Below are 26,945 nucleotides of genomic sequence, written 5' to 3' on the forward strand. Positions count from 1 at the left end.
GGTTAATCCTTATGCCTTCTCGATCTGCACCAGGTTCGTGTGCTGCGGGTTGCCTTTCGCCAGCGGTGACGGGCGGTGCGTGGTCAGGGTATTGATGCAGGAGCCGTGATCGACACGATCGCCGTTCATGTTGGCGTCATGCCAGGCGCCCTGGCCCATCGCGCTTACGCCGGGCATGATGCGCGGGGTGACTTTCGCAGCAATGCGCACTTCGCCGCGGTCGTTGAAGACGCGCACCATATCCCCATTTTTGATACCTCGTTGCTCTGCATCCACAGGGTTAAGCCACACCTCCTGGCGACAGGCGGCCTGGAGCACATCTACGTTGCCGTAACTGGAGTGGGTACGGGCTTTAAAGTGGAAACCGAACAATTGCAGCGGGAATTTGCTGCGCTCGGGCGCGTCCCAGCCTTCAAAGGTTGAGGTATAGACCGGCAGCGGGGTGATGGTTTCGTCTTTTTGCAGTTCCCAGGTTGCCGCAATATCCGCCAGCTTGCTGGAGTAGATCTCGATTTTGCCCGACGGGGTTTTCAGCGGATTGGCATCCGGATCGTCACGGAATTTTTTATAGGCCACAAAATGTCCATTTGGATCTTTGCGCTTATAAATACCCATTTTTTTCAGCGCGTCGTAGGACGGCAGCAGCGGATCTTTGGCGACCATTTTGGCGTACAGGTAGCGCAGCCACTGCTCCTGCGTACGGCCTTCGGTGAATTTCTGATGGATATCCGGTCCGAGGCGTTTCGCCACTTCGCTCATGATCCAGTAAATGGGCTTGCGCTCGAACTTCGGGGCGGTAACCGGCTGGAGGAAAATCAGGTATCCCATGTTGCCGGCGTAATCGTTGGGGATGATATCTTCCTGCTCGACGGTCATCAGATCCGGCAGAACAATATCGGCATACTTCGCAGACGAGGTCATGAAGTTATCAATGACGACGATCGTTTCGCACTTGCTCTCATCCTGCAAAATGTCGTGAGTTTTGTTGATATCGGAGTGCTGGTTGATGATGGTATTACCCGCGTAGTTCCAGATGAACTTGATCGGCACATCGAGCTTATCTTTGCCGCGTACGCCGTCGCGCAGGGCGGTCATCTCCGGTCCACGCACGATGGCATCCGTCCAGCTGAAGCAGGAGATTTGCGTTTTCACCGGATTTTCCGGCAGCGGCATGCGTTCGATGGTGATGGTGTAGGTCGATTCGCGTGCGCCGCTGTTACCGCCGTTAATGCCGACGTTGCCGGTCAGGATCGGCAGCATGGCGATGGCGCGGGACGTTTGCTCCCCGTTTGCCTGACGCTGCGGGCCCCAGCCCTGGCAAATGTAGGCCGGTTTCGCCGAACCGATTTCACGGGCCAGCTTAATGATGCGTTCGGCAGGGATGCCCGTTATGCGAGACGCCCAATCCGGAGTTTTCGCGGTTTTGTCATCACCCTGGCCGAGAATATAGGCTTTGTAATGACCATTAGCCGGTGCGCCTTCCGGCAGGGTTTTTTCGTCATAACCCACGCAGTATTTATCGAGGAAAGGTTGATCGACGAGGTTTTCATTAATCAGCACCCACGCAATACCTGCCACCAGTGCGGCATCGGTACCCGGACGAATCGGGATCCACTCGTCTTCACGCCCTGCGGCAGTGTCGGTATAACGCGGATCGATAACGATCATCCGCGCGTTTGACCGTTCGCGCGCCTGCTCAAGGTAGTATGTGATCCCGCCGCCGCTCATGCGCGTTTCCGCCGGATTATTGCCGAACATCACCACCAGTTTGGTGTTTTCGATATCCGATGTGCTGTTGCCGTCGTTGCTGCCGTAGGTGTAGGGCATTGCGCAGGCGATCTGCGCGGTGCTGTAGGTGCCGTAGTGGCTGAGGAAGCCGCCGTAGCAGTTCATCAGGCGCGCGACCAGCGAGGCGTAAGGGGAGGAACGGGTGATGTTGCCGCCTACAATTCCGGAGGAGTAGTTAATGTAGACCGCTTCGTTGCCGTATTTTCGACCACGCTTTTCAGACTCGCGGCGATGGTGTCCAGCGCTTCTTCCCAGGTGATACGCTCAAACTTGCCTTCTCCGCGTTTGCCCACGCGTTTCATCGGATAGTTCAGACGGTCTGGGTGATTGATGCGACGGCGAATTGAACGGCCTCGCAGGCAGGCGCGAACCTGATGGTTGCCGTAAACATCCTCGCCGGTATTATCCGTTTCAACCCAATAGACTTCGTCATCGCGAACGTGCAGACGCAGCGCGCAGCGGCTACCGCAGTTTACCGAGCAGGCGCCCCAGACGACTTTATCTTCTGCGGGCTGAATAGCGGACTGCACAGCGGCGGCGGCGCTTTTCAGACCAAAAGGTAATGCGATCCCACCGGCGGCAAGCGCCAGAGATCCTATGGCAGTAGATTTAACCAGAGTTCGACGGCTTATCCCGCCGTGATGTTCAACTTCGGACATGACTCACCCCATCATTGTTAATAATTATTTTCACCCGTGACTACAACCGGGCTAATGATGGGGGGAGTGTTACTTATTTAGAGGTATTAAATATTAATCCTCGTCAAATCAGGGGAATTGAGTGGGAAAATCATTGCGGCTCAGCGGGCGCATTCTCCTGCGTACCTGCGCCGCTCACCGGGTAGTTGCCGCTACTGGTGCGGGTGTACAAAATTTTGAAAGTATCGTTGGCACAATGCCCAACGACCTGCGCATCCGGCTGATCGGCCTGATCGTTCGGGACGATGTTCAGGGTAAAGCCAGACTCCGGTACGCCGTTGTTGATAATCTTCTGCTGAATGTCGCTTTTCACGCGCTCGCAGGAATCCGGGGCCGCAAGAAGAGCGGGTGAAGCACTCATTAACAGCAGGGCGGTAATCCAGGGTAACCGTTTCATCTGTAGCTCCTTTTCACTGTGTAGACTGTAAGCATAGCAGGGCTAGGGTAAGCTTTTGTTTTTGGGTCTGTCTTTCTGAATTGTCCTGGAGCCCTGCCTGCGTCATAAAATAAATTGCGAATAATGGTGCTGATTGTCTACCAGATAAGAAGGCAGGGTGCGTTTTGATACCTCTTGCCTGACCAGTTTTCGGTCTCGTCCCCATATATCTTCGGCGTTGGTGATAACCTTCATAATATGTTCCGGGTTATTGAATTCCGGCAGATCGTATTCGGTATGAGAAATGGTAGACATTTTTTCGGAAATTCTTTCTGGGGTCATTACCCAGGAGAAATGCCAGCCGCCATCTTTCACAATCTTATTATTGATTTTTAGCCAGTTCCATTTAAACCATGACCAGTTTTTATCTTTGCGCGCACGCTTCCAGTTTCGGAAAGATTCAGGCTCACCGTGGAAGAAATGCTTAAGGTTGTAATAGGACGTCGCGCGCGGCAAGGTACATTTTCTCGGCGTACCATCCGTGTTGTGAACCTGGAGATTAAACTGATAGTTGAATACGTTTTGATGAATAGTCGTGCAGAGCGCGCGCGGATTAATGGCCCTGACCGTGTCGGGAGAGAAGATTTCGTCAACGTCTGACACCAGAATCAGATCGTCGTCTGCCGCGTCTTTTAACCCGTTCATAATGGAGTTGCGAAGCGCTGCTTCATTTGCCCATGCATCAACCTGGTTATTATCCGCCCGGTTTAAAATAGGCTGCGCGTCAAAAGGCACGTAAATGATTTTGTCTTTGAATTTGGCAAACTTCGTAATATCGAAATGCAATTCTCGCGGTATGCCCGTAAAAGAGTGTGTTGCTTCTACAATGACAAAACGGTCAACAACATCAGCGAGAGTATGTAATCTGATGTCGAGCAACATATCTTCGTCATAGTATAAAAAACAGTCGTAAATCATGATGTTAACCCGAAAATTTAAGAATCTAATTTTATAATAGTGTGGAATCTTCCGCGCCCAAAGTAGCCACTTTGGCAGGTCTCGTCAATGCAAACGACGGATTTATACAGCGCGAAGAGTCAAATGAAGTGCTGTTATGTAAGTTGCTGTATTTGCTAATATGATTGTATCTCTCTCTGAACGGTAAATGATGTGAACAAATACGCAGCGATAACGCTACTGGCAACGGTACTGGTGGGATGCGACAACAACACCGTGCCGCTGTCATTTACGCCAGAGATGGCGAGCTTTTCGAACGAGTTTGACTTTGATCCTCTGCGCGGGCCGGTGAAGGATTTTACCCAGACGCTATTCAACGATAAGGGTGAAGTCTCTAAACGTGTGACCGGCACGATGTCAACGGAAGGGTGTTTCGATACGCTGGAACTGCACGATCTCGAAGCGAATACGGGCGTTGCGCTGGTGCTGGATGCTAACTACTACGTCGATGCGGAAACCCAGCAGCAGAAGGTAAAGTTGCAGGGGAAATGCCAGCTGGCGGAACTGCCGTCTGCCGGCCTGACGTGGGACACCGACGATAACGGGTTTGTGGTTGCAGCGCACAGTAAAGAGATGGAAGTGAAGTACCAGTATGACGCCGACGGCTACCCGCTGGGTAAAACTACGGTTTCCGGCGACCAGCGTTTATCGGTCAAGTCGGTGCCTTCGAAAGATCTGCGCAAGCGCATGGATTATACGGCGGTAAGCCTGTTGAACGATAAACCGATGGGCAATGTAAAGCAGAGCTGTGATTACGATCGCCACAACAACCCGGTGAACTGTGAGCTGCTGGTAACAGATGACAGCGTCAAACCTGCCGTTGAGCGCAAGTACACCATCAAAAACAGCATTGAATATTATTGAGAATAAAACCGCGCAGGTTACTGCGCGGTGGGTTTAAGCAGGCTGGCGGAGGAGGACTTATGCCCGGCCAGATGCTGATGCTGGAAAAAGCACATGCGTATGGTGTTACGGTATTCGCCGTTAATAAAGAACTCATGGATCAGTTCACCTTCCACCATAAAGCCCAGCTTACGGTAGATATAAATCGCTTTTTCGTTCTCTTTGTCGACGATAAGGTAAAGCTTGTAGAGATTCAGGACGTTAAACCCGTAATCCATCGCCAGCTTTGCCGCTCGCGACGCAAGACCTTTCCCCTGGTGCTCCGGTGAAATAATGATCTGAAATTCCGCCCGACGGTGAACGTGGTTGATCTCAACCAGTTCAACCAGCCCGGCTTTTTCACCTTCGCACTCCACCACAAACCGGCGTTCACTCTGATCGTGGATATGCTTATCGTAGAGATCGGACAGCTCGACAAACGCCTCATAAGGCTCTTCAAACCAGTAGCGCATCACGCTGGCATTGTTGTCGAGCTGGTGAACAAAGCGTAAATCTTCGCGCTCCAGCGGACGGAGCTTAACGTCACACGGCGTCGACATTACGGTGCTACCGTGCGGCCAGTGCGACGATCGAGACAGCGCAGGGTGTTAGGCTCCCAGTAAGCGTTGACGTTGGCACTTTGCTGGCATTTGTCGCGGGCATCAAACGCGACGTCTTCTTTATCCCACTCTTTCTCCACGCGCTTATTCACTTTCTGACGCAGGCTGCGGGTGTCATTCCATTGTTCTTTGTCCATGGCAGCATTCTGGCGGCTTTGCGCGCTGTCACCAGACTCAATGATGAGTTTGCTGGTTTCGGCTGATGCCGTTGCGGCGAAGGCGAACGAGGACAGTGCCAGTGCGGCTGTCAGACAAAGGCGTTTGCTTAATGTAGTCATAGCGTTTCCTTTAAACGGGTGCAGAGAATCGGATTACCCCGTTGGATTCTACACCAATCCGAAAGGGTGTCATACCCGCGCGGCAGGTATGGGAACGATGTGAACATTATCGCGTATGATGTCTAAATCAATCCTCACGAAACGAGAAAAATGTTCAAAACGACGCTGCTTTTTTTCGCGACCGCGCTGTGCGAAATCATCGGATGCTTTTTGCCGTGGCTCTGGCTAAAGCGGGGCGCTTCCGCGCTGCTGCTGATCCCGGCGGGTGTGTCCCTGGCCCTTTTTGTCTGGCTGCTCACCCTGCATCCGGCCGCCAGCGGGAGGGTATATGCGGCCTACGGCGGAGTGTACGTCTGTACCGCGCTGCTGTGGCTGCGCGTTGTCGATGGCGTCCGGCTAAGCCTGTATGACTGGGCAGGCGCGCTGATTGCCCTGTGCGGCATGTTGATCATCGTGGCCGGTTGGGGACGCGCATAAGCGTCCTTATAGTGTGATCACCCGCTGATTTTACGATCATTATACTTGTATGGTAGTAGTGTAGTTGCGTAAATTTCCTGCATCACAACGAGCGATGTAAGGAAATGGATTATGAAGATTGTCGGGGCTGAAGTATTTGTCACCTGCCCGGGGCGTAACTTTGTCACCCTTAAAATTACGACCGATGAAGGCATTGTCGGCCTGGGTGATGCCACGCTTAACGGACGTGAACTTTCCGTTGCCTCTTACCTGAAAGATCACCTGTGCCCTCAGCTGATTGGCCGCGATGCGCACCGCATCGAAGATATCTGGCAGTTCTTCTATAAAGGCGCTTACTGGCGTCGTGGTCCGGTCACCATGTCAGCGATTTCTGCCGTGGATATGGCGCTATGGGACATTAAGGCGAAAGCCGCGAACATGCCGCTCTATCAGCTTCTGGGCGGGGCTTCCCGGGAAGGGGTGATGGTTTATTGTCACACCACCGGGCACACCATTGACGACGTGCTGGAAGATTATGCCCGTCATAAAGAGATGGGCTTCAAGGCAATTCGCGTGCAGTGCGGCGTGCCGGGAATGAAAACCACCTACGGCATGGCCAAAGGCAAAGGGCTGGCGTATGAACCTGCGACCAAGGGCGCCTGGCCGGAAGAGCAGCTGTGGTCCACCGAGAAATACCTCGACTTCACGCCCAAACTGTTCGACGCAGTGCGCAGCCAGTTCGGTTTCAGTGAACATCTCCTTCACGACATGCACCACCGTCTGACGCCCATCGAAGCGGCGCGGTTCGGCAAATGTATTGAAGATTACCGCCTGTTCTGGATGGAAGATCCGACTCCCGCTGAAAACCAGGAGTGTTTCCGCCTGATCCGCCAGCACACCGTCACGCCAATTGCGGTGGGGGAAGTGTTCAACAGCATCTGGGACTGCAAGCAGCTGATTGAAGAGCAGCTCATTGACTATATCCGCGCCACCATAACCCATGCGGGCGGCATCACCGGGATGCGTCGCATTGCGGACTTTGCCTCACTCTACCAGGTGCGTACCGGCTCACACGGCCCGTCGGATCTGTCGCCGATTTGCCACGCCGCGGCGCTGCATTTTGACCTGTGGGTACCGAACTTTGGTGTGCAGGAGTATATGGGTTATTCAGAGCAGATGCTGGAAGTGTTCCCGCACAGCTGGCGCTTCGATAACGGCTATATGCACCCGGGCGACAAGCCAGGGCTGGGCATTGAGTTTGATGAGAAGCTGGCAGCGAAATACCCGTACGATCCGGCTTATCTGCCGGTGGCCCGTCTGGAAGACGGCACTCTCTGGAACTGGTAAACGAGGAGCGAATGATGAAAAGCGTAGTGATCCAACAGCCGAATGCGCTGGAGATTGCGGAGCGTCCTCTCCCGTTGCCGGGGGCAGGCGACGTCCGCGTCAAAATTAAGCTCGCCGGTATCTGCGGTTCAGACAGCCATATCTATCGCGGGCATAACCCGTTTGCAAAATATCCGCGGGTAATCGGTCACGAATTCTTTGGCGAAATAGACGCGGTTGGCGAAGGCGTGGAGGGCACCCGACTGGGTCAGCGCGTTTCGGTGGATCCGGTGATCAGCTGCGGGCACTGCTACCCCTGTTCCGTTGGTAAACCGAACGTTTGCACCTCGCTGGTGGTGCTGGGCGTCCATCGCGACGGTGGTTTCAGCGAATACGCCGTCGTGCCGGCGAAAAATGCCTGGCACATTCCGGATGCGATCCCTGACAAACACGCGGTGATGGTTGAGCCATTCACCATTGCCGCCAACGTGACGGGGCAGGCGAAACCCACCGAACAGGACGTGGCGCTGATCTACGGCGCAGGCCCGATGGGGCTGGTCACCGTGCAGGCGCTGAAGGGCGTTTACAAGGTGAAGCAGGTCATCGTGGTAGATCGCATTGATGAGCGGCTGGAGATGGCGCAACGCAGCGGCGCAGACTGGGTCTTCAACAACGGCGAGCAGTCGTTACAGACTGCGCTGGATGAAAAAGGCATCAAGCCGACATTAATCATCGATGCTGCCTGTCATCCGTCCATTTTGCAGGAAGCGATTACGCTGGCGTCTCCGGCGGCGCGCATCGTGCTGATGGGATTTTCCAGCGACCCGAGCCAGATCGTGCAGCAGGGGATCACCGGCAAAGAGCTGTCGATCTTCTCTTCGCGCCTGAATGCCAACAAATTCCCGGTGGTCATTGACTGGCTGGAAAAAGGGCTGATCGACCCTGAAAAACTGGTCACCCATACATTTGACTATCACCACGTTACAGACGCCATCGAACTGTTTGAAAAAGACCAGCGGCAGTGCTGCAAAGTCTTGCTCACGTTCGACCAATAATAATTCACGCGGTAAAGAGCCTGCGAAGACAGGCTCTAAGTGGTACGCATCTTACCTTTCAGAGATAGCCATTATGACTCAAGCACAACCTCAAAGAAGTACGTCAGATTTGGTGAAAGCCGCCGTATCTGGCTGGCTGAGCACCGCCCTGGAATTTATGGATTTCCAGCTCTACTCCCTTGGCGCCGCGCTGGTGTTTCATGAAATTTTCTTCCCTGAGCAATCGGCGGCCATGGCGCTGATCCTGGCGATGGGCACCTACGGCGCAGGCTACATCGCGCGTATCGTCGGGGCATTTATTTTCGGCAGAATGGGCGACAGAATTGGCCGTAAAAAAGTGCTGTTTATCACCATCACCATGATGGGGATCTGCACCACCTTAATCGGCGTGCTGCCGACCTACGCGCAGATCGGGATTTTCGCACCGGTGCTGCTGGTGACGCTGCGTATTATTCAGGGGCTGGGCGCGGGGGCAGAAATCTCCGGTGCGGGCACCATGCTGGCGGAGTACGCGCCGAAGGGTAAACGCGGCATCATCTCCTCGCTGGTGGCCATGGGCACCAACTGCGGAACGCTGAGCGCCACGGCGATCTGGGCCGTGATGTTCTTTGCCCTCGATCGTGAAGAACTTATTGCCTGGGGCTGGCGCGTGCCATTCCTCGCCAGCGTGGTGGTGATGATCTTCGCCATCTGGCTGCGTATGAACCTTAAAGAGAGCCCGGTGTTTGAGAAGGTTAACGACGCCGAAACCGTTGCGCCAGCGGCGGCGCAGGATACCTCATTAGGCGCGATGTTTAAGAGCAAATCGTTCTGGCTGGCGACGGGGCTGCGCTTTGGCCAGGCCGGTAACTCTGGGCTTATCCAGACCTTCCTTGCCGGGTATCTGGTGCAGACGCTGTTATTTGATAAGGCGATCCCAACCGATGCGCTGATGATCAGTTCGATTCTCGGCTTCCTCACCATTCCGCTGCTGGGCTGGCTGTCCGATAAAGTGGGGCGCCGTCTGCCGTATATCATCCTTAACATTTCAGCCATTATTCTGGCTTACCCGATGCTGTCGATTATTGTTGATAAGAGTTACGCGCCGGGCGTGATTATGCTCTCTATCATCGTTATTCATAACTTTGCGGTCCTCGGGCTGTTTGCGCTGGAAAACATCACCATGGCAGAGATGTTTGGTTCGCGGAACCGCTTTACCCGCATGGCAATCTCGAAAGAGGCGGGAGGGCTGGTGGCCGTAGGCTTTGGTCCGGTGCTGGCGGGGATCTTCTGCAATATGACCGGGTCCTGGTGGCCAATTGTGGCGATGCTGGTGGCGTACTCGCTGATTGGGCTGGTCTCCGCTTTGCTGATGCCGGAAGTGCGCGACCGCGATCTGAGTGAAGCCGAAGATGCAGCCGAAGCGCCGCATAAAGAAGCGGTAGCCTACGGCGCGCTCTCTTCACGCCGCTAGTGGTTTACATCTTGTGTTACCTGTCACACAACTTTTTACTGATGTCACACCACATGGCGAAAAGTTAATGTAAATCAAGATCTGAAAACGACGTATCAGTATGGTTAATGGCAGCGTTTTTTGACTCCGACTGCCATTCTAGTTGGTGTAGTCAGCAGGCGCTGCCGCTCTGAAAAGGAAGCGGCAGCGGATCACAGCGTTCATTAATTAACGAGTCTCAATCATGGAAAACCAGTTATTACAGGCGAAGGCAACGCGTCCTCAGTACGATCGCGACAGCCTCAAGGCACGCATTGTTCATTTAGGGTTTGGCGCGTTCCACCGCGCGCACCAGGCGGTGTACACCGATATACTCGCCGCAGAACAGGGCAGCGACTGGGGTTACTGCGAAGTTAACCTGATTGGCGGCGAACAGCAGATCGCCGATCTGAAGGCACAGGATAACCTTTATACCGTAGCAGAGATGTCTGCCGATGCGTGGACAGCGCGCGTGGTCGGCGTCGTCAAAAACGCGCTGCATGCGCAGGTCGACGGGCTGGAAACCGTGTTGGCGGCGCTGTGCGAGCCACAGGTCGCCATTGTTTCCCTGACCATCACCGAGAAAGGGTATTGCCATTCCCCGGCAACAGGACAACTGATGTTCGATCATCCGTTAATCGTTGCCGACCTGCAAAACCCCCATCAGCCGAAATCTGCGCCGGGCGTCGTGGTTGAAGCGTTGGCGCGGCGTAAGGCGGCGGGGCTGCCAGCATTCAGCGTGATGTCATGCGATAACATGCCGGAGAACGGCCACGTGATGCGCAATGTCACCTGCGCCTACGCGCGCGCTGTTGACGGCGAACTGGCCGACTGGATTGAAGCGAACGTCACCTTCCCGTCAACCATGGTGGACCGTATTGTGCCCGCCGTCACGGCTGACACGCTGGATAAAATCGAACAGCTGACCGGCGTACGCGATCCGGCAGGTGTCGCCTGCGAGCCGTTCCGCCAGTGGGTGGTGGAAGATAATTTCGTCGCCGGACGTCCAAAGTGGGAAAAGGCCGGTGCGGAACTGGTTTCTGATGTCATTCCGTTTGAAGAGATGAAGCTGCGAATGCTTAACGGCAGCCACTCGTTCCTGGCCTATCTCGGCTACCTTGCCGGTTATCAGCACATTAACGACTGCATGGAAGATGAACATTATCGCGCAGCCGCGCATGCGCTGATGCTGAAAGAGCAGGCGCCGACTCTGAAAGTGAAGGGGGTGGATTTAGCTCACTATGCTGACCTGTTGATCGCGCGCTACAGCAATCCGGCCCTGCGTCACCGCACCTGGCAAATCGCCATGGACGGTAGCCAGAAATTGCCGCAGCGGATGCTCGATTCCGTGCGCTGGCACCTGGTCCACCAGAAACCCTTCCCGCTGCTGGCCCTCGGTGTGGCGGGCTGGATGCGTTATGTCGGCGGTTTTGATGAGCAGGGTAACCCGATTGAGGTGAGCGACCCGCAGCGGGCGGTGATTCAGGCGGCGGTAAACGGTAGCGCTGAAGGCGAAAGCCGCGTTAATGCGCTGTTGGGCATTGAGGCTATTTTCGGTAACGAGCTGCCGAAGGACGCGGTGTTTGTGGCGGCGGTCAAGCAGGCTTATCAGACGTTGCTGCAAAAAGGCGCGAAGGCCACGGTTGCTGAGTACGCCACCCGGCTTTAACGCTATGACATGCCGCCGTCCGCGGCGGCATGTCGGGGCGCAGCTTAGTGCATCCCCAGGCGAATCAGCTCAATCGGTTCGAACTTACCTTCGCATCCTTCCACTTCAACCGTTTTACCACGACGCACCTGCTCGGCATTAAGGCCGTCGCTGTGGATCGTTTTAATCACGCCGAACTGACCTGTGCCGCTAATCATGACGCGGCTGCCAGTGGTGATTGCATTTCGGTTACGGTCGTATGTCATCATGGTATTTTCTCCTCTCGTACTTATCCGCTACGGCGCTAATTCGACGGCTGCCGTTCACGGGGCACTATTAATACGCCTCTCTTTAACGAAATTATTTGCTTTTGATCAAGCTCACACTTTTTTCTTATTTCATGCAGGCGTTGACGGCTCAGGACACCACTTTACAAAGCGGACAGTTATTTTCCTTAATTGATAGTTTCCGCATGCAAGTGTTTAGGCTTTGTTTATATCCACAATGTCATTCTGGAGACAGAAAATAACCCTTCATCGGAAAAGGAGTCAGGCTTATGTATAAGAAAATTTTGATGCCTGTTGACGTGTTTGAAATGGATTTGAGCGATAAAGCGGTACGCCATGCGGTCAACCTCGCGAAGGCGGAAGGCGCGACGATCACCCTGGTCAACATTCTCCCTAACAGCAGCCGTTCGTTACTGCGGGGGTTCAATGCCGATATTAAGAAGTTCGAAGAGTATATGACCGCCGAGTCTGATAAGAAGATGAAGGCGCTGAAACGGCTCTTTGATATGTCCCCGGAAAATATTGATTGTGAAGTTCGCTTCGGCAACGTACGCGATGAAATCATCAAGCTCAGCAAAGAGGGGAAATATGACGTTATTGTTATTGGATCAAGAAATCCGAGCATGACAACCCATCTGCTGGGTTCAAATGCTGAAACTATCCTGCGCTACGCCACTATTCCGGTGTTAGTGGTCCGCTAATTACTTCGCCGCAACCGAAAGGGGGCGGCGAGGTTTTATTCTTCGCTGAACCACTCGCGGTTTTCCTGACGAATTAACTGAACTGACTCACTAATTTCCTGAAGGTGAAGCGTCATCGCTTTATCTACGGCTTCCACGTCGCGTTTTTCCAGCGCGCTGAAAATATCATGATGCTGGCGCAGCAACATCTCTGGCGGAGAAACATGGTCGAGGCTCATGTAGCGCACGCGGTCGATGGTCGCTTTGATGTTTTCAACGGTATCCCACGCGAGCTGGCACTCGGCGATCTGCGCCAGTTTCTGGTGAAACTCGTCGTCCAGCTGGAAAAAGTCGTTTAACTGTTTGCGGTCGATGGCGATTCGTTGCTGATGCAGGTTTTGCTCCAGCAGGTAGCACTGGTTATCGTTGATGAGCGACGCGGCGCGACGCACCACGGCGCACTCTATGGCCTGGCGAACAAAACAGCCATTCCGTACCTGCGAAAGCGAAATTTTATTTACATAGCTGCCGCGCTGTGGGCGGATCTGAATAAGGCCGTTTTCTGCGAGTTTAATAAACGCCTCGCGCACGGGCTGACGGGAAACGTCAAAACGTACCGAAACCTCTTTTTCCGAGAGTGGCGTTCCCGGTGGGATCAGGCAGCGAACAATATCACGGCGTAAGATGCGATATATTTGCTGATTAACGGGCTGGGTAGGATTAAGTTGCGATTCAGCGGCCATGGGTTGTGATTTCTCAGAGAGTTAACCTGAACATACTACCATTCTTTTCCCTGCCATCACATACCCGGCCCGCAGGCCGGGAAGGGTGAATTACCCGCGATGCACGCTGAGTCCGGCATAGGTCTGGCTGACGGGCATCATCTCAACCGTGTTGATGTTGACATGCTTCGGCAAATTCGCGACCCACCAGACGGTTTCGGTGATATCTTCCGGCGTCAGCGCATTCGCGTTTTCATAGGTTTTATCCGCTTTCGCGTCATCGCCTTTGAAACGCACGTTGGAGAATTCGGTTCCGCCTACCAGACCCGGCTCAACATCGGTCACGCGGATCGCAGTTCCGTGCAGGTCGGTGCGCAGGTTCAGACTGAACTGGCGGACAAAGGCTTTGGTCGCGCCATAGACGTTGCCGCCCGCGTAAGGCCAGCTTCCGGCGGTGGAACCGATGTTAATGATATGACCACGGTTACGTTCAACCATGCCCGGCAGCACGGCGCGGGTCATGTACACCAGGCCTTTGTTGTTGGTGTCGATCATGTTCTCCCAGTCTTCCACGCTGGCTTTGTGAGCAGGCTCCATACCCAGCGCCAGGCCAGCGTTATTGACCAGCACGTCAATTTCACGCCATTCGGCAGGCAGGTTGGCAATCATCTCTTCAATGACGGCGCGGTTGCGGACGTCCAGCTGTGCGGTCAGAATGCTGTCACCCAGCTCGTCTTTTAGCTCCTGCAAACGCTCCTGACGACGCCCCGTTGCAATCACTTTGTGTCCGTTGGCGACGAAGCGACGCGTGATGCTTTCACCAAAACCCGCTGTCGCCCCGGTAACTAAAATAATCATCTCACTGTTCCTCAACGCTTTTTGTGTTGTACTAACATAGCACGCTCTCCGGCACGTCGTTAAGGCAACATTTGTATGACGCCATTGCAGGCTGGCGCAGGCTGGCCTACTCTGGGGAGAAATACCGTGCACAGGAGTAAACGATGTCGGTCAACAATCCTTTTTTTGAAATTAGCCTGTTGCCTTATCAGGCGCCACGTTTTGATGCGATCAACGACAGCCATTATCGCCCGGCGTTTGATGAAGCAATGCGCCTGAAGCGTGCAGACATTGACGCGATTATCGCGCAGCGCGCCGCGCCGGACTTCGATAACACCGTGCTGGCGCTTGAAAAAAGCGGGGCCATGCTGTCGCGCGTGAGCAGCGTATTCTTCGCCATGACGTCCGCACACACTAACGATGATCTTCAGGCGCTGGACGAGCAGTTCTCCACCGAACTGGCCGGGCTGGCGAACGATATCTGGCTAAACGATACGCTTTTCGCCCGCGTGGAAGCCGTCTGGCAGGATCGCGAGGCGCTGGATGCCGAATCCCGCCGACTGACGGAGGAGACGTATCAGCACTTTGTTCTTGCGGGCGCGCGTCTGAACGCCGATGAAAAAGCCGAGCTGAAATCTCTGAATACCGAAGCCGCCACCCTGACCAGCCAGTTCAACCAGCGCCTGCTCGCGGCGAATAAGGCGGGAGGGCTGGTGGTGGACGATGTTCGCCAGCTTGACGGGCTCAGTGCGGAGGAGATGGCTGCCGCGGCTCACGCTGCCGCAGAAAAAGGGCTGAAGGAGCGCTGGCTGATCCCGCTTTTGAATACCACGCAACAGCCCGCGCTGGCGGCGCTGGCGTTGCGCGAGACCCGTAAAAAGTTGTTCAGCGCGGGCTGGGAACGCACTCAGAAAGGCGACGAAAACGATACGCGCGAGCTGATCCGTCGGCTTACCGCGTTACGGGCAAGACAGGCGCAGCTGCTCGGCTTTGACAACTATGCGAGCTGGAGCATTGCCGATCAAATGGCGAAAACGCCGGAAGCCGCGCTCGAATTCATGCGCGGAATAGTGCCTGCGGCGCGCGGCAGGGCTGCGCTGGAGCAGGCGGATATTCAGAAAGTCATCGACGACGAGCAGGGCGGTTTTACGGTGCTGGCCTGGGACTGGGCGTTTTATGCCGAACGCGTGCGCTCAGCGAAATACGCGCTGGATGAGTCGCAGATCAAACCCTATTTCGCGCTCAATACCGTGCTTGAAGATGGTGTATTCTGGACCGCCACGCAGCTGTTCGGTATCCGTTTTGTCGAGCGTTTCGATATTCCGGTTTATCACCCGGATGTTCGCGTGTGGGAGATTTTCGACCATACGGGTGAAGGCATGGCGCTGTTCTATGGCGACTTTTTCGCGCGTGATTCCAAAGCGGGCGGTGCGTGGATGGGGAATTTTGTTGAGCAGTCTTACGAGTTTGCTGCGCGTCCGGTGATTTATAACGTCTGCAACTATCAAAAACCGGCGAACGGGCAAACCGCGCTGATCTCCTGGGATGATGTGATTACCCTGTTCCACGAGTTTGGCCATACCCTGCATGGTCTGTTTGCCAGCCAGCGCTATGCCACGCTTTCAGGCACCAACACGCCGCGTGATTTCGTTGAATTTCCGTCGCAGATCAATGAACACTGGGCCAGCCATCCGCAGGTGTTTGCGCACTTTGCTCGTCATTATCAAACCGGCGAACCGATGCCGGATGCGCTGCGGGAAAAAATGCTCAATGCGACCCAGTTTAACAAGGGTTATGACATGACGGAGCTATTGAGCGCCGCGCTGCTGGATATGAACTGGCACGGCATTCAGGAGCCCATTGAAGACGTGGAAGCCTTTGAAGCCGCCGCGTTGAAAAAAGAGGGGTTGGATCTTCCAGCCGTACCGCCGCGCTATCGCAGCAGCTATTTCGCCCATATCTTCGGCGGCGGGTACGCGGCGGGGTATTACGCTTACCTGTGGACGCAAATGCTGGCGGACGATGGCTATCAGTGGTTTGTCGAGCAGGGTGGTTTGACCCGCGAAAACGGACAGACATTCCGCGAGGCGATTTTGTCCCGCGGCAACAGCACTGATTTAGCTGAACTTTACCGGAACTGGCGCGGGCACGATCCGAAGATCGAACCGATGCTGGAGAATCGCGGATTGAGTGCGTAAGGCTTTTTTAGTGTGTAATGTAAACAGAACCGGGCGCGAGGCCCGGTTTTTTGTACGCTTTGGTCCGCTTTGTGTCTGAAAGGTACATTGAGACAAGTATAATTACGGGCCATTAGTCGCTGCGATAAAAGAGGGTTACTGAAATAGCATCGCCAGTAACACCAGGAACAGCAGCATGACATAGATTCGTGCGTGCCAAATATCAGGTACAGCAGGTATAACCCGACGGCTAAAAACTATTCCTGCCCAGCCTGTTAGTACCAACATACCTAAAATTTTCAGGTTGATAAAACCGAGAAATCCATTCACAGGAATAGTTTGCCAGCCAATAACTGCATACGTCACGGCACCACATAGCGCGACGGGCAGGGAAAGCGGATTAGAAGCACTAATGCATTCACGCATCGCATAACCATGGCGCCGTAACAGGGGTACCGTCATTACGCTTCCGCCCACGCCAAGCAATGCGGCTATCATACCAATGGTCACTCCGCCGCCTGTTACTACAGGAAGTGACAAGCGACGCAGAGAACTTCCTCCGAGAAAACCCTTACGCAACAAACAATCGCTGATTGTTGCCAGCATGTAGAAAATGAACAGCGCGCGAACAACACTCTCACTAAATATTCCTGCCAGACAGGAACCCATGATAGCCCCAATGGCTATAAACCATAGTAACGGGAATAACATTTGCGATGAAAGCTCGCAAGCTCGCCAGTTTCGATAGGTGACCCAGCCCGCGTTAAATATCATCACCGATGTAGAGGTAGCAACCGCGATATGCATGGCGTTTAGTGCCAGTTCGGTCTGCCGTAGCATTAGTTGATAAACGAATGGTACTACGACAAAGCCGCCGCCAAAGCCAAAAAGCACGGTGGTAATACCGGTAGTAAAGCCTGCCAGCGCAATGATTGCGATATCATTCAAAATCATACCCTCGACCTGAAAATGATTTCGCAGCTTATACCGGTAGCATCCTGCTTCCCATTCGCGCCGCGCTCAATTACCTTTGTAAATCGGTCATAAGGAGACGGGTGTGCGCAACGTAAAGATTGAAGAGGTCGAGCAGCTAGATCGTGAAGTGGTAGCGATAGGCAATGACTATGTGCAGGGATTTATGCTGCCACAGCACAAACATCGCCGCGCGCAGCTGCTATATGGCGCGACCGGATTAATGCATGTCATAACCCAGGATGGAGAGTGGATTGTTCCTCCACAACATGCTGTTTGGATCCCACCCGAAACTATGCACGCCGTCAAATTTGTTGGCGTGACCACTCGCAGTCTGTATATAGAACCAGATTTCGTGAATGCCTTCTTAAAATATCCTCGTTGTGAAGTTATTAGCGTATCGCCATTATTACGTCAGCTATTGCTTGAGTCAGTGGATTTACCGCCACTGTATGAAAGCACGCGTGACCGTGCACTGATAAATCTGATGATATTGGAGCTGGCGGCTATGCCGGTTCGCGAATTCGATATTCCGCTGCCGCGACATCCGGCCCTACTGGCTCTTTGTCAGGCGTTTTTACTCAATCCCTCAATCCATGATCCAGCAGAGCGCTGGGCAAATGCGCTGTTCATGAGCGACAGCACCTTTCGTCGCCATTTCCTTAAGCAAATGGGCATGTCATTTTCTGTCTGGCGCCAACGAGCATGCGTGGTTAGCGCGCTGGCATTGTTAATAACGGGAAAACCCGTAAATGAAGTAGCCTTGACTCTTGGATACGATAATGCATCATCCTTCGCAACGATGTTCCGCCGTGTCACAGGACAGCCACCTTCGTATTATCACCCGGCATTATTCAAAAAGTTCCACGGGACAGGGCACCGATCATAGCGTCAGCTATGTACCAGCTAAAGACGCTGCCACGTCAAATTCTTTAATTCATGAGAAGGGTTAAGGTGTTAAAATCGTAGGCGTTTTGGATCTTAATACTATTAAACAATGATAAATAAAATACTGGTCAGTGCCTGCCTGATGGGCCTTAAAGTCCGTTATAACGGGAAAGAGAAAGCGCAGATGACTCATCAACTTGCTCGCTGGCAACAGGAGCAGCGCCTGGTGATCCACTGCCCTGAGTTGGCTGCGGGGCTACCTGTTCCGAGACCACCCGCTGAGATTATGTCTGCTGAGGGTAAAGACGTAATGCGTGGACAAGCCAGAATAATTGAAAACACCGGAACAGATGTTACCGGGCATTATCAACTTGCAGCCTGGCTGGCTCTGCGAGCAGCACAAGAAGCAGGATGTACTGCTGCTTTGTTAACTGATGGTAGTCCAACGTGCGGAACTCAGTTTATCTACAACGGTTCTTTCAGTAATCAGCGTAAATCGGGTATGGGAGTGGCAGCGTCATTACTCTCCGAGCATGGTATTGCGGTATTTTCAGAAACTCAGTTTGCGGAGCTTGTGAACTGGATTGAAGAAAGGGAATGAACGATTCTCCAGGATTAACGCCGAGCGGCATCGCTTCCTGGTCATAATGGGTATGCAGCTTATTTTTCCATTTTATGAGCCACCTCGATTAACTCCGCCCCCTGATTCTTCACGTTCCCCACGGCGCGAGTTACAGCATGCCAAATAAACTCGTCGGCGGGTACTGTACCGTCGGCAATGATCTCTTCCGCTTCTTTCCCGCCAACATCCTGTCGCATCCATTCTCTTGCTGCTTCTGGCGACAGAACCAGCGGCCGTCGATCGTGTATATCAATGAGGCCTTTATCCGCAGCAGAGGTCACTATGAGAAATCCCTCGGCTTCATCGCCGCGCTCAAACGGCGTACTGCCGATCGCCGCCATGAATATCGGCTGCCCGTCGGCCCGATGAATAAAATACGGCTGTTTCTTGTCGCCTTCCTTTTTCCATTCGAACCACCCATCGGCAAAGCAGATCGCCCGGCCATGCTGCCAAAGAGGTTTAAACATTCTGCTGGTGGCTGCGGTTTCTACACGCGCGTTAATCAGTGGTGCTTTGTCCCACCATCCAGGCGCGTAGCCCCAGAATACCGGATCGAGGTGCAGTTGTTCGTCACGTTCGCTTAACAGCAGCACTTTGGTACCGGGCGCAACGTTGTAGCGGCCAATGGGTTCAGGGTCATATGCGATATCGCGTTCGCCTTCGTCGGCCAGGTAAGCCAGATATTCTTCACGGGTTTGGGCTTGTGCAAAACGTCCACACATAGAAACCTCCAGTCAGTCAGACTGAAAGTATAGGGCAGGGAGAAAAAGTCGCGCGGGCATGCTTCTGAGATTGAACCGATGCTGGAAAATCGCGGCCTGAATACACAGGGGTATTGTTAGTTGAAAACAGAGCCGGGCTTTGCGCCCGGTTACTCTTGTATCAACCACATATCCGACTCTTCGAACATCTCCTCGAGCATGCGGTTGAGCTTTTCACGGTCGCTTTTGCTGGCGTCGCTGTTCAGGCCGTTCGCTTGCATTGGCTTAACCGTCACGCTGGCATCAGGAAAAATCCGGTGCACGCGTTTTGTCAGCTCGGCCAGGATGATTTCCCTGGCTCCCTCCAGCCCCTGTACGTTTCGCTTGTCATAAACCAGTTCCACAAACATGATTGTTTACCTTATGGATATTACGCATGTGATTCAGCCTGAACGTAAAATACTACTGTATATGGGTACAGTCAAACGGCGTTCAGGCTAAAGCATTGTCCAGAGCAATGCAGACAGCGTTGCCAGTCCGCCCAGAACAACCAGAAACACCGTCACGCCGCGAAGCTCCGCCAGCGAGGGGCGGGTGTATATGAGGTACGCAGGGATAAGGAACAGGATCACCGCGATCAGTGGTCCGCAGAACATTTCAATCAGGCTGAGCACATCCGGATTGGCATAAACAATGCCATAGGTCAGCAGGAACAGCGCCAGAGAGGCCAGCCGCTTGCTGGCGCTGGCCTTTTTGCCGGATACGCTGGCAGCCAGCTGACCAAACGTTTGTGCGACCGACAGGCCTACGCCGAGAAAGGATTTCGTCATACCGATGATAGCGATGAGCGGGGCAATGTGGTAAATCAGGCTGAAATCACCGTTTCCTTTCATCACGGACAGCACATTCAGGTTTTCCGCCTTCGCCCGTACAAAGTTGTCATGCGGGATCCCCAGCACGCAGCTCAGCACGAAAAAGAGGATACTGGCGAAGATGGCTAAATAGGCGATGCGGATCACGAACAGTGCCTTTTTCTCGCCCTCCGCTTTCCTCTCCCGGAAGTAAGAGCTCAGCGGGGAGACCATAGGCGCACAGCAAAACGAGAAGGTAATAAGCGGCAGCGTCAGCCAGATATTTTTCAGCGTTACCGGCAGCGGCGTGGCGTTCATTTCAGCGGCCGTATCGGTCAGGTTAGACAGATGCCATCCCGGGATAAGTGATACGGCGATCAGCAGTACAGATGCCGCGAACGGCAGCGCCAGTGCGCTCATAATGGCCACGACTCTGTCCCGGCCCTTGCTAAGCACCACATACAGCGCAGCAACCACGATAAACGACAATGGCCCACGGCTGAGGGCGGTAATATGCAGATGCTCCACCAGTAAATTACTCAGCGCATTAATCAGCGCCACCCCGTAAACCAGGGTTACCGGGAAGAAGGTCACACAATAGAACAGGGTGATCAGCTTTTCACCCCGTCCGCTGAAGAAGGAGCCGAAGATCGGCAACGTGCCGTTTTCAGTCTTCTCTTCACGCATATACACACGACAAAGAAGTAAATGGGGGATCAGGGATAACGGCAGCCCCAGCAGGTGCATGACCAGGAAAATAACCGGACCACGGGTGCCGATTTCCACGGGCAGGAACAACGTTCCCGCCCCGACGGCTGTACCGTAGAGGCCCAGCGTCCAGATGTTATCCTGCCAGTGCCAGTTAGAGCGTGTTGTAATATTAGCTGAGAGAGTGGTGGCTTTATTCATCATATTTTACCGCGTTGTTAGAGGAGCGACGACTTATTTAGTTTTTATCTGCCTGTAGTCGTTGCTGCGCCATTACACCACGGGTGGGAGGGGTTTGATTTCGCATACCGTAAACCTTATGTGTATGCCTGCAATAACTATCGTTATTCTTTGACGATGCTTTAACAGGCGGTTAATTAAGAAGGAGATTTGTTAAATTTACGAACAAATAACGACTGACTTTCCCTGCCTGCACGTCTGTTAATTAAAGAATAAATACCCTGTTTTATTAAGTAACATAAGGCGCCATCATATTGAAGGGGGGCTTATTTAATTATTTTATTGGATGGAAAATTATCCCGTTATGCCTCAAATTAAAAAACAGGATATAGACAATCACGTAACCTGCTCGCAGCTTTCGAACTGTCTTGTAACATAACGCTATCTTTATGGTGGCGAAGGGGCACAAGGCGTCTTATGCCTGCTATTAAACGCCCCATAAAAAAATCCTCTTCTATACTCAGTTACGTTTAGTGAAATATGCCGCCGCTCCACACGTCGCGTTGCCTTAATAGCGGCGGGCAGCAGAGGCATATATCCACGAAAACGCCTTAATAATGGTCAATTTTGCATTTTTAGAGGGGGATTCCTGGTATGTTGCATTCTCAATCCTCGCGGGTCGGTAGCATGTTGCTGCTGCTGACCGCGATAATAGCCTTCGCGGTGGCGCTATACGCCTGGTGGACGCCGCTTACCGGCGTCACTGGCACCATTGGCGCACTGGGCGTGGTCATTGCCAGCGTAGTGCTGGCGATCCTGACCGTTATGCTACGCGCGGCATCGCGTCGCGGGGCGCGCGTTTTCCTGATTATTGTCACCCTGGTGGTGTTGGCGGGTATTGGTTTTGCCGCCGCGCTGCTGCACCAGTACATCATAACGGCAGCCATGGTGGTCGGCCTGATAGGTCTGATTATGCTGAGCAGCCATTCCGCCCGTTACAACCATCGCGTCAGAAGCTGAGGAGCCGCCCGTGCACAACGATAAGCATTATCCCTTCATAAAAGTCAGCATGACGGCGCTGGCGCTGCTGGTCGCTCCGCTCGCGCTACAGGCGCAGGATAAGGCCACTGAGGCCTCTCAGGGGACCCAGGAATCGCTTAACATTGATGCCGCCGATCAGCAGGCACCCGGAACCACAAAAACCACCGACGATGCCTCAACCGGCAGCGGTGACGGAAAGAAAGTCGCCTCGGCCAGCCAGCCCGCGACGCCGCTGGTGCCCGGCACGCCCACCTGGGACAGCTTCCACGGCCAGCTTAACGCGCAGAAATACAGCCCCCTGACCCAAATTACGGCGGATAATGTCGGGAAATTAACGAAAGTCTGGGAATTCCATACCGGCGACGTCTCGGATGGTAAAGGCGATACGCCAGCCACCGTCTGGTCCGCAACGCCCATTTTCGCCAACGATACGCTCTACATTGGCACGCCATTCGATCGCCTGATTGCGCTGGAACCGGGGACGGGTAAAGAGAAGTGGCATTATGACACGAAATCGTCGCGCAAGGCGCTGACCCAGCCGGTGCTGAAAAACCGCGGCGTTTCCTACTGGCAGGCCAAAAATCCGGTGAGCGGAGAGGCATGCCAGAAGATGGTTTATATGGGCACCGTTGACGGCAAGCTCTTTGCGCTGGACGCCGATTCAGGCAAACCTTGCAGCGGCTTTGCGAATAACGGCGTGTTGGATCTGAACCAGTGGAATACCGTTAACGCGAAGTATCCGCTCTCTGTCCTGCAACCGCCAACCGTTGTCGGCAACCATCTGCTGGTGGGCTGGGCCGGGAAGGACTGGGCCTATGCCGAAGCCCCTCCGGGCACCGTATTTTCAGTCAACGCCCAGACCGGTAAGCTTGAATGGACCTTTGAGGCGATCCCGGCAGAGATCCGCAAGCGTACCGGTACCGCCAACGTCTGGACGCACATGTCCGCCGATGAGGCCAACGGGCTGGTCTATCTCCCGGTTTCATCGCCATCTCCCAACTATTGGGGCGGCAACCGCGTGGACGCTATTCCGCTTGGCACCTCGACCACCGCGCTGGACATCAACACCGGTAAAGTGGTCTGGTCCCGTCAATGGGTACACCACGACGTCTGGGATTACGATATTAACTCCGCCCCGACGCTGATGGACATCACCGTAGACGGCAAGCAGGTCCCGGCGCTGATTCAGGCCACCAAGCAGGGTTTCCTGTTCGTGGTTAACCGCCTGACGGGGGAGGACGTATGGCCAATCGAAGAACGTCCGGTTCCGCAGGGTGATGGTTCGGTTCAGGGTGAAGTTCTCTCGCCCACGCAGCCGTTCCCGACCAAACCCGCGCCGCTGCTCGACCAGTCGAAAAAACCGGAAATCTGGAAGCTGGCGGATATCGTCGGTGGCGGCCAGTGCTCCCGTCTGTGGGATAACCTGACCTATAAGGGAATGTATACTCCGCCGACCACAAAGGGCGAAGGCACGCTAACCTATCCTGATAGCGCGGGCGGCGTACAGTGGGGTGGGGTGGCGTTCGATCCGCAAAAACAGATCGCCATCGTCAACACCTCGCATATCGTCCAGTACGTGAAGCTCTACAGCCGCGAAGATTACGATAACGCAGACAAAGACTCCGGTAACGAAAGCGGCTTTGCCCCACAGGAAGGCGCCCCGTACGGTATGCGTCTGCTGGTGGCGAGCAACTGGCTGGGCATGCCGTGCTGGCAGCCGCCGTTTGGCGAAATCGTGGCGCTGGACATGCATACGGGCGATGTGAAATGGCGTCGTCCGGTTGGCGCCTCCCAGCAGTATGGCTTCTTCATGCCGGAGAGCTGGGGTTCACCTACCATTGGTGGCCCGGCAGTGACGGCGGGTGGCGTGATCTTCATCGGTGCTTCAATGGATGCCAAAGTGCGTGCCTACTCGGTCGAAAGCGGTGAAGAGCTGTGGTCCGATCAGGCAGAAGCGCCGGCAGTAGCGAACCCGTCAGTCTATGAATATAAAGGTCGCCAGTATGTGGCCTTCGTGGCAGGCGGGAATACGATCCTGAAGGATCAGGTGGGCGATCAGGTGGTGGTCTACGCCTTGCCGGAATAATTCATCAGGAAGGGGAAATAAGCGTGGGGCCTGCGGGCCCCACTTTGTTTTGCAATTGTCGTTTACCGACGCGTTATTTATCGGCTGATGCGCCGGAGTGGGTTGACATCTGCTCGGCGGACTTCAGATGCTGCTCAACGACCGGCGTGTGCTCGTTGGCCAGAGCCTTCACATCCGGATCGTCGATTTTACTGGCGTCGCTCTTAAGCTTCGACAGCACCTTCTCGTGGTCCTTCACGCCAGCATATTCCATATACATTTTGTCAAAAGCGTCACCACGCTGGTTTTCCAGCCTTGAGTTCAGGGCTTTATGCGCGGCATCTGGTTCGGTCGGCAGCTCCACGCCCTTTTTCTGGGCAACGGTCTGGTCTTTGGTCAGCGCAGCGCCGTGATCGTCGACCATTTTCTGAGCGAATGTTCTCACTTCACTGCTTTGGGCCTTGTCCAGGGCGAGCCTGGCGGCGGCGACTTCGTTGATATTGGCCTGCGCCATGTCCTTCAACGCTTTCTCGTCGCCGGAGCTGAGTCTGGCGTCCGGTTGAGCCTTGCCCGCAGTTTGAGTTTGTGCGGCGCTTGTCGTCTGGGCTTGTACGCCAACGGTGCTGAACATTGCTGCAACTGCTGATACGGCTAGCAGCCTTTTCAGGGTTTTACTCGTGTGCATATTGTTCTCCTGATGGTCATGGTACAGGTTAGTTTCGGTTGCTTCAGGCGCAACCGGACAGATAAATGCTCACTACAAGGGTCAGTATAGTAGATGAAACTGCTGCACCCGCCGTTCAGGTCAGTGATGGCTGGTCGTGATGCTCAATTCTTCTACAATATTGATACGGATCATTTACATATTTGGTGCTAATGTTAAATATATAGATTCATCAACAGGAGGAATGATATGAAAAAAGCACTATTAGGGAGTGTATTGGCTTTAACAGTAGCAAGCTTCGGCGCATCTGCGGCAGATATGATTTCCAAGGATGAAGCGCACCACTTCAAACTTGAATACCTTGGTAATGTATCTGTAGGGGCTTCAGGTGGACAAATTTCTTCACCTTCAGATCTTCATCAAAAACTCTCAAAACTGGCAGACGAGAAGGGCGGGAAATACTACGTCATTATCGCTGCCCGCGAGCATGGCCCTAACTTCCAGGCCGTCGCAGAAGTCTTTAAATAATTTTCTCGAATACCACAAAAACCCGCTTCTGGCGGGTTTTTTGTTTACAGACAGCCAAAAAAATGCCCCTGATGCGGGGCGAGTTTAAGTCAAAACTTTTCTTATGTTTATGTGCTCTAAGGCTTTGGGACAATAACAGCTTGTTCAAATAATGCAACATAAATGCATGTTTAAATGTGACGGCTCCATCATGCTGCTCATCTTAAGGTTAATGCAGCATACGTAACGCAGATAGTCTACGCTTTACAAAGGGTTATGGTTAAAACCATTTAGAGAATGGATACAGTTAACGGTCGTAAGAGGTAAAGATGAAAGTTGACGCACTGACACAAAAGGCAGAGGAAGAGATTTCAGCGCTTATAGCCAAAAAAATTGCAGAGTTACGAAAAAAAACAGGGCAGGAAGTTTCTGAAATCGAGTTTATCGCTCGTGAGGCCATGACGGGCCTCGAGGGGTATGAAGTAAAAATCAAACTCCTGTAAGCGTTTCTTCCTGAAATGGTCGCTCAATTCTTGCCGCAAAAGAGAACCGGGCGTGATGCCCGGTTGTATTATGGATAATCATCGTCTTTATGAGCGAATAAATGTCAGTATATCGGCGTTTATGGTATCTGCATGCGTGGTATGCATCCCATGCGGGAAGCCTGGATAAATTTTGAGTTCGCTGTTTGCGAGCAGCTTATCCTGTAGAAGGGCGGCATTTTTATAGGGGACAACCTGATCGTCATCACCCTGCAACACAAGGACGGGAACCGTAATGGCTTTAAGATCGTCCGTCTGGTCGGTCTCTGAAAACGCCTTAATGCCTTCATAGTGGGCTTTGGCGCTACCGATCATTCCCTGACGCCACCAGTTCTGGATTGTGCCCTGCGAAACCTCTGCTCCGTCTCGGTTAAATCCATAGAAAGGACCGCTGGCGACGTCGAGGTAAAACTGGGCGCGGTTAGCGGCCAGCGCCTGGCGGAAGCCGTCAAACACCTCAATGGGCGTTCCGCCGGGGTTCGTGTCTGATTTTACCATCAGCGGAGGAACGGCGCTGACCAGTACCGCTTTGGCCACCCGCCCCTGAGGCTGGCCGTACTTCGCAACGTATCTGGCGACCTGGCCTCCGCCGGTGGAGTGGCCGACGTGCACTGCATTACGCAAATCAAGGCTTTCGACCACGGCCGAGGCGTCGGAGGCATAATGATCCATATCATGACCTTCACTTACCTGATCGGAACGACCATGACCACGACGGTCGAGGGCGATGACGCGGAAGCCTTCTGCAAGGAAAAAGAGCATCTGGTTATCCCAGTCATCGGCGCTCAGCGGCCAGCCGTGATGGAAAACGATCGGCTGCGCATCCTTCGGACCCCAGTCTTTGTAGTAAATACTGACACCATCTTTCGTTGTTACGAATGCCATA

At 53.7% G+C, this 26,945-nt stretch carries 27 protein-coding genes and 1 pseudogene; 14 read left to right on the forward strand and 14 right to left on the reverse strand.

All coding sequences use genetic code 11. The features are described 5' to 3' along the window. Positions 1-9: 9 nt before the first annotated feature. The 3 genes and pseudogenes from ynfE to O1724_RS10975 form a co-directional block, all read right to left on the reverse strand. Positions 10-2,447: pseudogene (ynfE, locus tag O1724_RS10965) on the reverse strand (selenate/tellurate reductase subunit YnfE). A gap of 130 nt (positions 2,448-2,577) precedes the next feature. After that, positions 2,578-2,883, reverse strand: a complete 306-nt coding sequence (locus O1724_RS10970) for a DUF1161 domain-containing protein (protein WP_003857424.1) — start codon at positions 2,881-2,883, stop codon at positions 2,578-2,580. A gap of 102 nt (positions 2,884-2,985) precedes the next feature. Next, positions 2,986-3,840: a glycosyltransferase family 17 protein gene (locus O1724_RS10975; RefSeq protein WP_003857421.1), complete on the reverse strand. Its 855-nt coding sequence runs from the start codon at positions 3,838-3,840 to the stop codon at positions 2,986-2,988. A 192-nt stretch (positions 3,841-4,032) separates the two neighbouring features. Between O1724_RS10975 and O1724_RS10980 the strand changes: the two genes are divergently transcribed. Next, positions 4,033-4,743 carry a YnfC family lipoprotein gene (locus O1724_RS10980; protein WP_126297306.1) on the forward strand — a complete coding sequence of 237 codons (711 nt, stop codon included), beginning with the start codon at positions 4,033-4,035 and terminating at the stop codon, positions 4,741-4,743. A 17-nt stretch (positions 4,744-4,760) separates the two neighbouring features. Here O1724_RS10980 and speG read toward each other — a convergent pair whose 3' ends face one another. Beyond that, a complete protein-coding gene (gene speG, locus O1724_RS10985; protein WP_126297305.1) occupies positions 4,761-5,321 on the reverse strand; it encodes a spermidine N1-acetyltransferase in 561 nt (186 codons plus the stop codon). Continuing rightward, on the reverse strand, positions 5,321-5,659 hold the full coding sequence (locus tag O1724_RS10990) for a DUF1283 family protein (RefSeq protein ID WP_023300007.1): 339 nt from the start codon (positions 5,657-5,659) through the stop codon (positions 5,321-5,323). Before O1724_RS10990 ends, speG begins: the two co-directional genes overlap by 1 nt. A 150-nt stretch (positions 5,660-5,809) precedes the next feature. On the opposite strand from O1724_RS10990, the gene O1724_RS10995 reads away from it, so the two are divergent. The 5 genes from O1724_RS10995 (at position 5,810) to O1724_RS11015 (ending at position 11,636) form a co-directional block, all read left to right on the forward strand. Next, positions 5,810-6,136 carry a YnfA family protein gene (locus O1724_RS10995; RefSeq protein ID WP_003857412.1) on the forward strand — a complete coding sequence of 109 codons (327 nt, stop codon included), beginning with the start codon at positions 5,810-5,812 and terminating at the stop codon, positions 6,134-6,136. A gap of 111 nt (positions 6,137-6,247) precedes the next feature. After that, complete coding sequence (manD, locus tag O1724_RS11000; protein ID WP_063979166.1) at positions 6,248-7,462, forward strand: D-mannonate dehydratase ManD; 1,215 nt, start codon at positions 6,248-6,250, stop codon at positions 7,460-7,462. A 14-nt stretch (positions 7,463-7,476) separates the two neighbouring features. After that, positions 7,477-8,496 carry a Zn-dependent oxidoreductase gene (locus tag O1724_RS11005; protein ID WP_126297309.1) on the forward strand — a complete coding sequence of 340 codons (1,020 nt, stop codon included), beginning with the start codon at positions 7,477-7,479 and terminating at the stop codon, positions 8,494-8,496. A 73-nt stretch (positions 8,497-8,569) separates the two neighbouring features. Then, positions 8,570-9,949, forward strand: coding sequence for an MFS transporter (locus O1724_RS11010; protein ID WP_479983973.1), 1,380 nt, complete (start codon positions 8,570-8,572; stop codon positions 9,947-9,949). Between the two features lie 223 nt (positions 9,950-10,172). Continuing rightward, entirely contained in the window at positions 10,173-11,636 is a 1,464-nt protein-coding gene (locus O1724_RS11015) for a mannitol dehydrogenase family protein (protein ID WP_126297304.1), read from the forward strand. Between the two features lie 44 nt (positions 11,637-11,680). Here O1724_RS11015 and ydfZ read toward each other — a convergent pair whose 3' ends face one another. Continuing rightward, the gene (ydfZ, locus tag O1724_RS11020; RefSeq protein WP_063979168.1) at positions 11,681-11,884 is read right to left on the reverse strand and encodes a putative selenium delivery protein YdfZ; all 204 of its coding nucleotides are present in this window, start codon (positions 11,882-11,884) and stop codon (positions 11,681-11,683) included. A 287-nt stretch (positions 11,885-12,171) separates the two neighbouring features. On the opposite strand from ydfZ, the gene O1724_RS11025 reads away from it, so the two are divergent. Then, a complete protein-coding gene (locus tag O1724_RS11025; protein WP_003857404.1) occupies positions 12,172-12,603 on the forward strand; it encodes a universal stress protein in 432 nt (143 codons plus the stop codon). Positions 12,604-12,638: 35 nt separating this feature from the next. Here the strand turns inward: O1724_RS11025 and O1724_RS11030 are convergent, their stop codons facing one another. Together O1724_RS11030 and ydfG are read right to left on the reverse strand one after the other, a co-directional pair. Next, positions 12,639-13,325 (reverse strand): GntR family transcriptional regulator, encoded by a 687-nt coding sequence (locus O1724_RS11030; protein WP_003857403.1) that lies wholly within the window; start codon positions 13,323-13,325, stop codon positions 12,639-12,641. Between the two features lie 90 nt (positions 13,326-13,415). After that, on the reverse strand, positions 13,416-14,162 hold the full coding sequence (ydfG, locus tag O1724_RS11035; RefSeq protein WP_003857402.1) for a bifunctional NADP-dependent 3-hydroxy acid dehydrogenase/3-hydroxypropionate dehydrogenase YdfG: 747 nt from the start codon (positions 14,160-14,162) through the stop codon (positions 13,416-13,418). A gap of 143 nt (positions 14,163-14,305) precedes the next feature. Here ydfG and dcp point away from each other — a divergent pair, with 143 nt between their 5' ends. After that, a complete protein-coding gene (gene dcp, locus O1724_RS11040) occupies positions 14,306-16,339 on the forward strand; it encodes a peptidyl-dipeptidase Dcp (RefSeq protein WP_032658321.1) in 2,034 nt (677 codons plus the stop codon). Positions 16,340-16,474: 135 nt separating this feature from the next. On the opposite strand, the gene O1724_RS11045 is transcribed toward dcp, so the two are convergent. Then, positions 16,475-17,266, reverse strand: coding sequence for a sulfite exporter TauE/SafE family protein (locus O1724_RS11045; protein ID WP_045343003.1), 792 nt, complete (start codon positions 17,264-17,266; stop codon positions 16,475-16,477). Between the two features lie 109 nt (positions 17,267-17,375). Here O1724_RS11045 and O1724_RS11050 point away from each other — a divergent pair, with 109 nt between their 5' ends. Together O1724_RS11050 and O1724_RS11055 are read left to right on the forward strand one after the other, a co-directional pair. After that, positions 17,376-18,179, forward strand: a complete 804-nt coding sequence (locus O1724_RS11050) for an AraC family transcriptional regulator (protein ID WP_039268873.1) — start codon at positions 17,376-17,378, stop codon at positions 18,177-18,179. Positions 18,180-18,287: 108 nt separating this feature from the next. Beyond that, complete coding sequence (locus O1724_RS11055; protein WP_003857394.1) at positions 18,288-18,779, forward strand: 2-thiouracil desulfurase family protein; 492 nt, start codon at positions 18,288-18,290, stop codon at positions 18,777-18,779. Positions 18,780-18,838: 59 nt separating this feature from the next. On the opposite strand, the gene O1724_RS11060 is transcribed toward O1724_RS11055, so the two are convergent. From O1724_RS11060 to O1724_RS11070, 3 genes are all read right to left on the reverse strand, one after another. After that, positions 18,839-19,522, reverse strand: coding sequence for an SOS response-associated peptidase (locus O1724_RS11060; RefSeq protein WP_003857392.1), 684 nt, complete (start codon positions 19,520-19,522; stop codon positions 18,839-18,841). Between the two features lie 149 nt (positions 19,523-19,671). Further along, positions 19,672-19,911, reverse strand: a complete 240-nt coding sequence (locus O1724_RS11065; protein ID WP_003857390.1) for a DinI family protein — start codon at positions 19,909-19,911, stop codon at positions 19,672-19,674. Between the two features lie 87 nt (positions 19,912-19,998). Beyond that, positions 19,999-21,261 (reverse strand): amino acid permease, encoded by a 1,263-nt coding sequence (locus tag O1724_RS11070; RefSeq protein ID WP_126297308.1) that lies wholly within the window; start codon positions 21,259-21,261, stop codon positions 19,999-20,001. Between the two features lie 633 nt (positions 21,262-21,894). Here O1724_RS11070 and O1724_RS11075 point away from each other — a divergent pair. Both O1724_RS11075 and O1724_RS11080 read left to right on the forward strand, forming a co-directional pair. Then, a complete protein-coding gene (locus tag O1724_RS11075; protein WP_022651139.1) occupies positions 21,895-22,260 on the forward strand; it encodes a hypothetical protein in 366 nt (121 codons plus the stop codon). A gap of 10 nt (positions 22,261-22,270) precedes the next feature. After that, the gene (locus O1724_RS11080) at positions 22,271-24,367 is read left to right on the forward strand and encodes a pyrroloquinoline quinone-dependent dehydrogenase (RefSeq protein WP_126297303.1); all 2,097 of its coding nucleotides are present in this window, start codon (positions 22,271-22,273) and stop codon (positions 24,365-24,367) included. 73 nt (positions 24,368-24,440) lie between these two features. Here O1724_RS11080 and O1724_RS11085 read toward each other — a convergent pair whose 3' ends face one another. Then, entirely contained in the window at positions 24,441-25,031 is a 591-nt protein-coding gene (locus O1724_RS11085; RefSeq protein ID WP_126297302.1) for a DUF4142 domain-containing protein, read from the reverse strand. A gap of 228 nt (positions 25,032-25,259) precedes the next feature. On the opposite strand from O1724_RS11085, the gene O1724_RS11090 reads away from it, so the two are divergent. Together O1724_RS11090 and O1724_RS11095 are read left to right on the forward strand one after the other, a co-directional pair. After that, a complete protein-coding gene (locus tag O1724_RS11090) occupies positions 25,260-25,538 on the forward strand; it encodes a YdgH/BhsA/McbA family protein (RefSeq protein ID WP_003857380.1) in 279 nt (92 codons plus the stop codon). Between the two features lie 308 nt (positions 25,539-25,846). Continuing rightward, entirely contained in the window at positions 25,847-26,020 is a 174-nt protein-coding gene (locus O1724_RS11095; protein WP_003857379.1) for a GnsA/GnsB family addiction module toxin, read from the forward strand. An 87-nt stretch (positions 26,021-26,107) separates the two neighbouring features. Here O1724_RS11095 and O1724_RS11100 read toward each other — a convergent pair whose 3' ends face one another. After that, on the reverse strand, positions 26,108-26,944 hold the full coding sequence (locus O1724_RS11100; RefSeq protein WP_003857377.1) for an alpha/beta fold hydrolase: 837 nt from the start codon (positions 26,942-26,944) through the stop codon (positions 26,108-26,110). Between the last annotated feature and the right edge of the window lies 1 nt (position 26,945).

Source organism: Enterobacter cloacae complex sp. HYC074_NIDB (assembly GCF_056673345.1).

What these genes read in the sequence shown, in the direction of transcription:
- O1724_RS11060 (WP_003857392.1), bottom strand. Translation starts at nt 19,522, where the DNA reads ATGTGTGGACGTTTTGCACAAGCCCAAACCCGTGAAGAATATCTGGCT.
- O1724_RS11065 (WP_003857390.1), bottom strand. Translation starts at nt 19,911, where the DNA reads ATGTTTGTGGAACTGGTTTATGACAAGCGAAACGTACAGGGGCTGGAG.
- O1724_RS10970 (WP_003857424.1), bottom strand. Translation starts at nt 2,883, where the DNA reads ATGAAACGGTTACCCTGGATTACCGCCCTGCTGTTAATGAGTGCTTCA.
- O1724_RS10995 (WP_003857412.1), top strand. Translation starts at nt 5,810, where the DNA reads ATGTTCAAAACGACGCTGCTTTTTTTCGCGACCGCGCTGTGCGAAATC.
- O1724_RS11100 (WP_003857377.1), bottom strand. Translation starts at nt 26,944, where the DNA reads ATGGCATTCGTAACAACGAAAGATGGTGTCAGTATTTACTACAAAGAC.
- O1724_RS11030 (WP_003857403.1), bottom strand. Translation starts at nt 13,325, where the DNA reads ATGGCCGCTGAATCGCAACTTAATCCTACCCAGCCCGTTAATCAGCAA.
- O1724_RS10990 (WP_023300007.1), bottom strand. Translation starts at nt 5,659, where the DNA reads ATGACTACATTAAGCAAACGCCTTTGTCTGACAGCCGCACTGGCACTG.
- O1724_RS11010 (WP_479983973.1), top strand. Translation starts at nt 8,570, where the DNA reads ATGACTCAAGCACAACCTCAAAGAAGTACGTCAGATTTGGTGAAAGCC.
- ydfG (WP_003857402.1), bottom strand. Translation starts at nt 14,162, where the DNA reads ATGATTATTTTAGTTACCGGGGCGACAGCGGGTTTTGGTGAAAGCATC.
- manD (WP_063979166.1), top strand. Translation starts at nt 6,248, where the DNA reads ATGAAGATTGTCGGGGCTGAAGTATTTGTCACCTGCCCGGGGCGTAAC.
- O1724_RS11090 (WP_003857380.1), top strand. Translation starts at nt 25,260, where the DNA reads ATGAAAAAAGCACTATTAGGGAGTGTATTGGCTTTAACAGTAGCAAGC.
- O1724_RS10975 (WP_003857421.1), bottom strand. Translation starts at nt 3,840, where the DNA reads ATGATTTACGACTGTTTTTTATACTATGACGAAGATATGTTGCTCGAC.
- O1724_RS11005 (WP_126297309.1), top strand. Translation starts at nt 7,477, where the DNA reads ATGAAAAGCGTAGTGATCCAACAGCCGAATGCGCTGGAGATTGCGGAG.
- O1724_RS11025 (WP_003857404.1), top strand. Translation starts at nt 12,172, where the DNA reads ATGTATAAGAAAATTTTGATGCCTGTTGACGTGTTTGAAATGGATTTG.
- O1724_RS11085 (WP_126297302.1), bottom strand. Translation starts at nt 25,031, where the DNA reads ATGCACACGAGTAAAACCCTGAAAAGGCTGCTAGCCGTATCAGCAGTT.
- O1724_RS11095 (WP_003857379.1), top strand. Translation starts at nt 25,847, where the DNA reads ATGAAAGTTGACGCACTGACACAAAAGGCAGAGGAAGAGATTTCAGCG.
- speG (WP_126297305.1), bottom strand. Translation starts at nt 5,321, where the DNA reads ATGTCGACGCCGTGTGACGTTAAGCTCCGTCCGCTGGAGCGCGAAGAT.
- dcp (WP_032658321.1), top strand. Translation starts at nt 14,306, where the DNA reads ATGTCGGTCAACAATCCTTTTTTTGAAATTAGCCTGTTGCCTTATCAG.
- O1724_RS11070 (WP_126297308.1), bottom strand. Translation starts at nt 21,261, where the DNA reads ATGAATAAAGCCACCACTCTCTCAGCTAATATTACAACACGCTCTAAC.
- O1724_RS11055 (WP_003857394.1), top strand. Translation starts at nt 18,288, where the DNA reads ATGATAAATAAAATACTGGTCAGTGCCTGCCTGATGGGCCTTAAAGTC.
- ydfZ (WP_063979168.1), bottom strand. Translation starts at nt 11,884, where the DNA reads ATGATGACATACGACCGTAACCGAAATGCAATCACCACTGGCAGCCGC.
- O1724_RS11015 (WP_126297304.1), top strand. Translation starts at nt 10,173, where the DNA reads ATGGAAAACCAGTTATTACAGGCGAAGGCAACGCGTCCTCAGTACGAT.
- O1724_RS11075 (WP_022651139.1), top strand. Translation starts at nt 21,895, where the DNA reads ATGTTGCATTCTCAATCCTCGCGGGTCGGTAGCATGTTGCTGCTGCTG.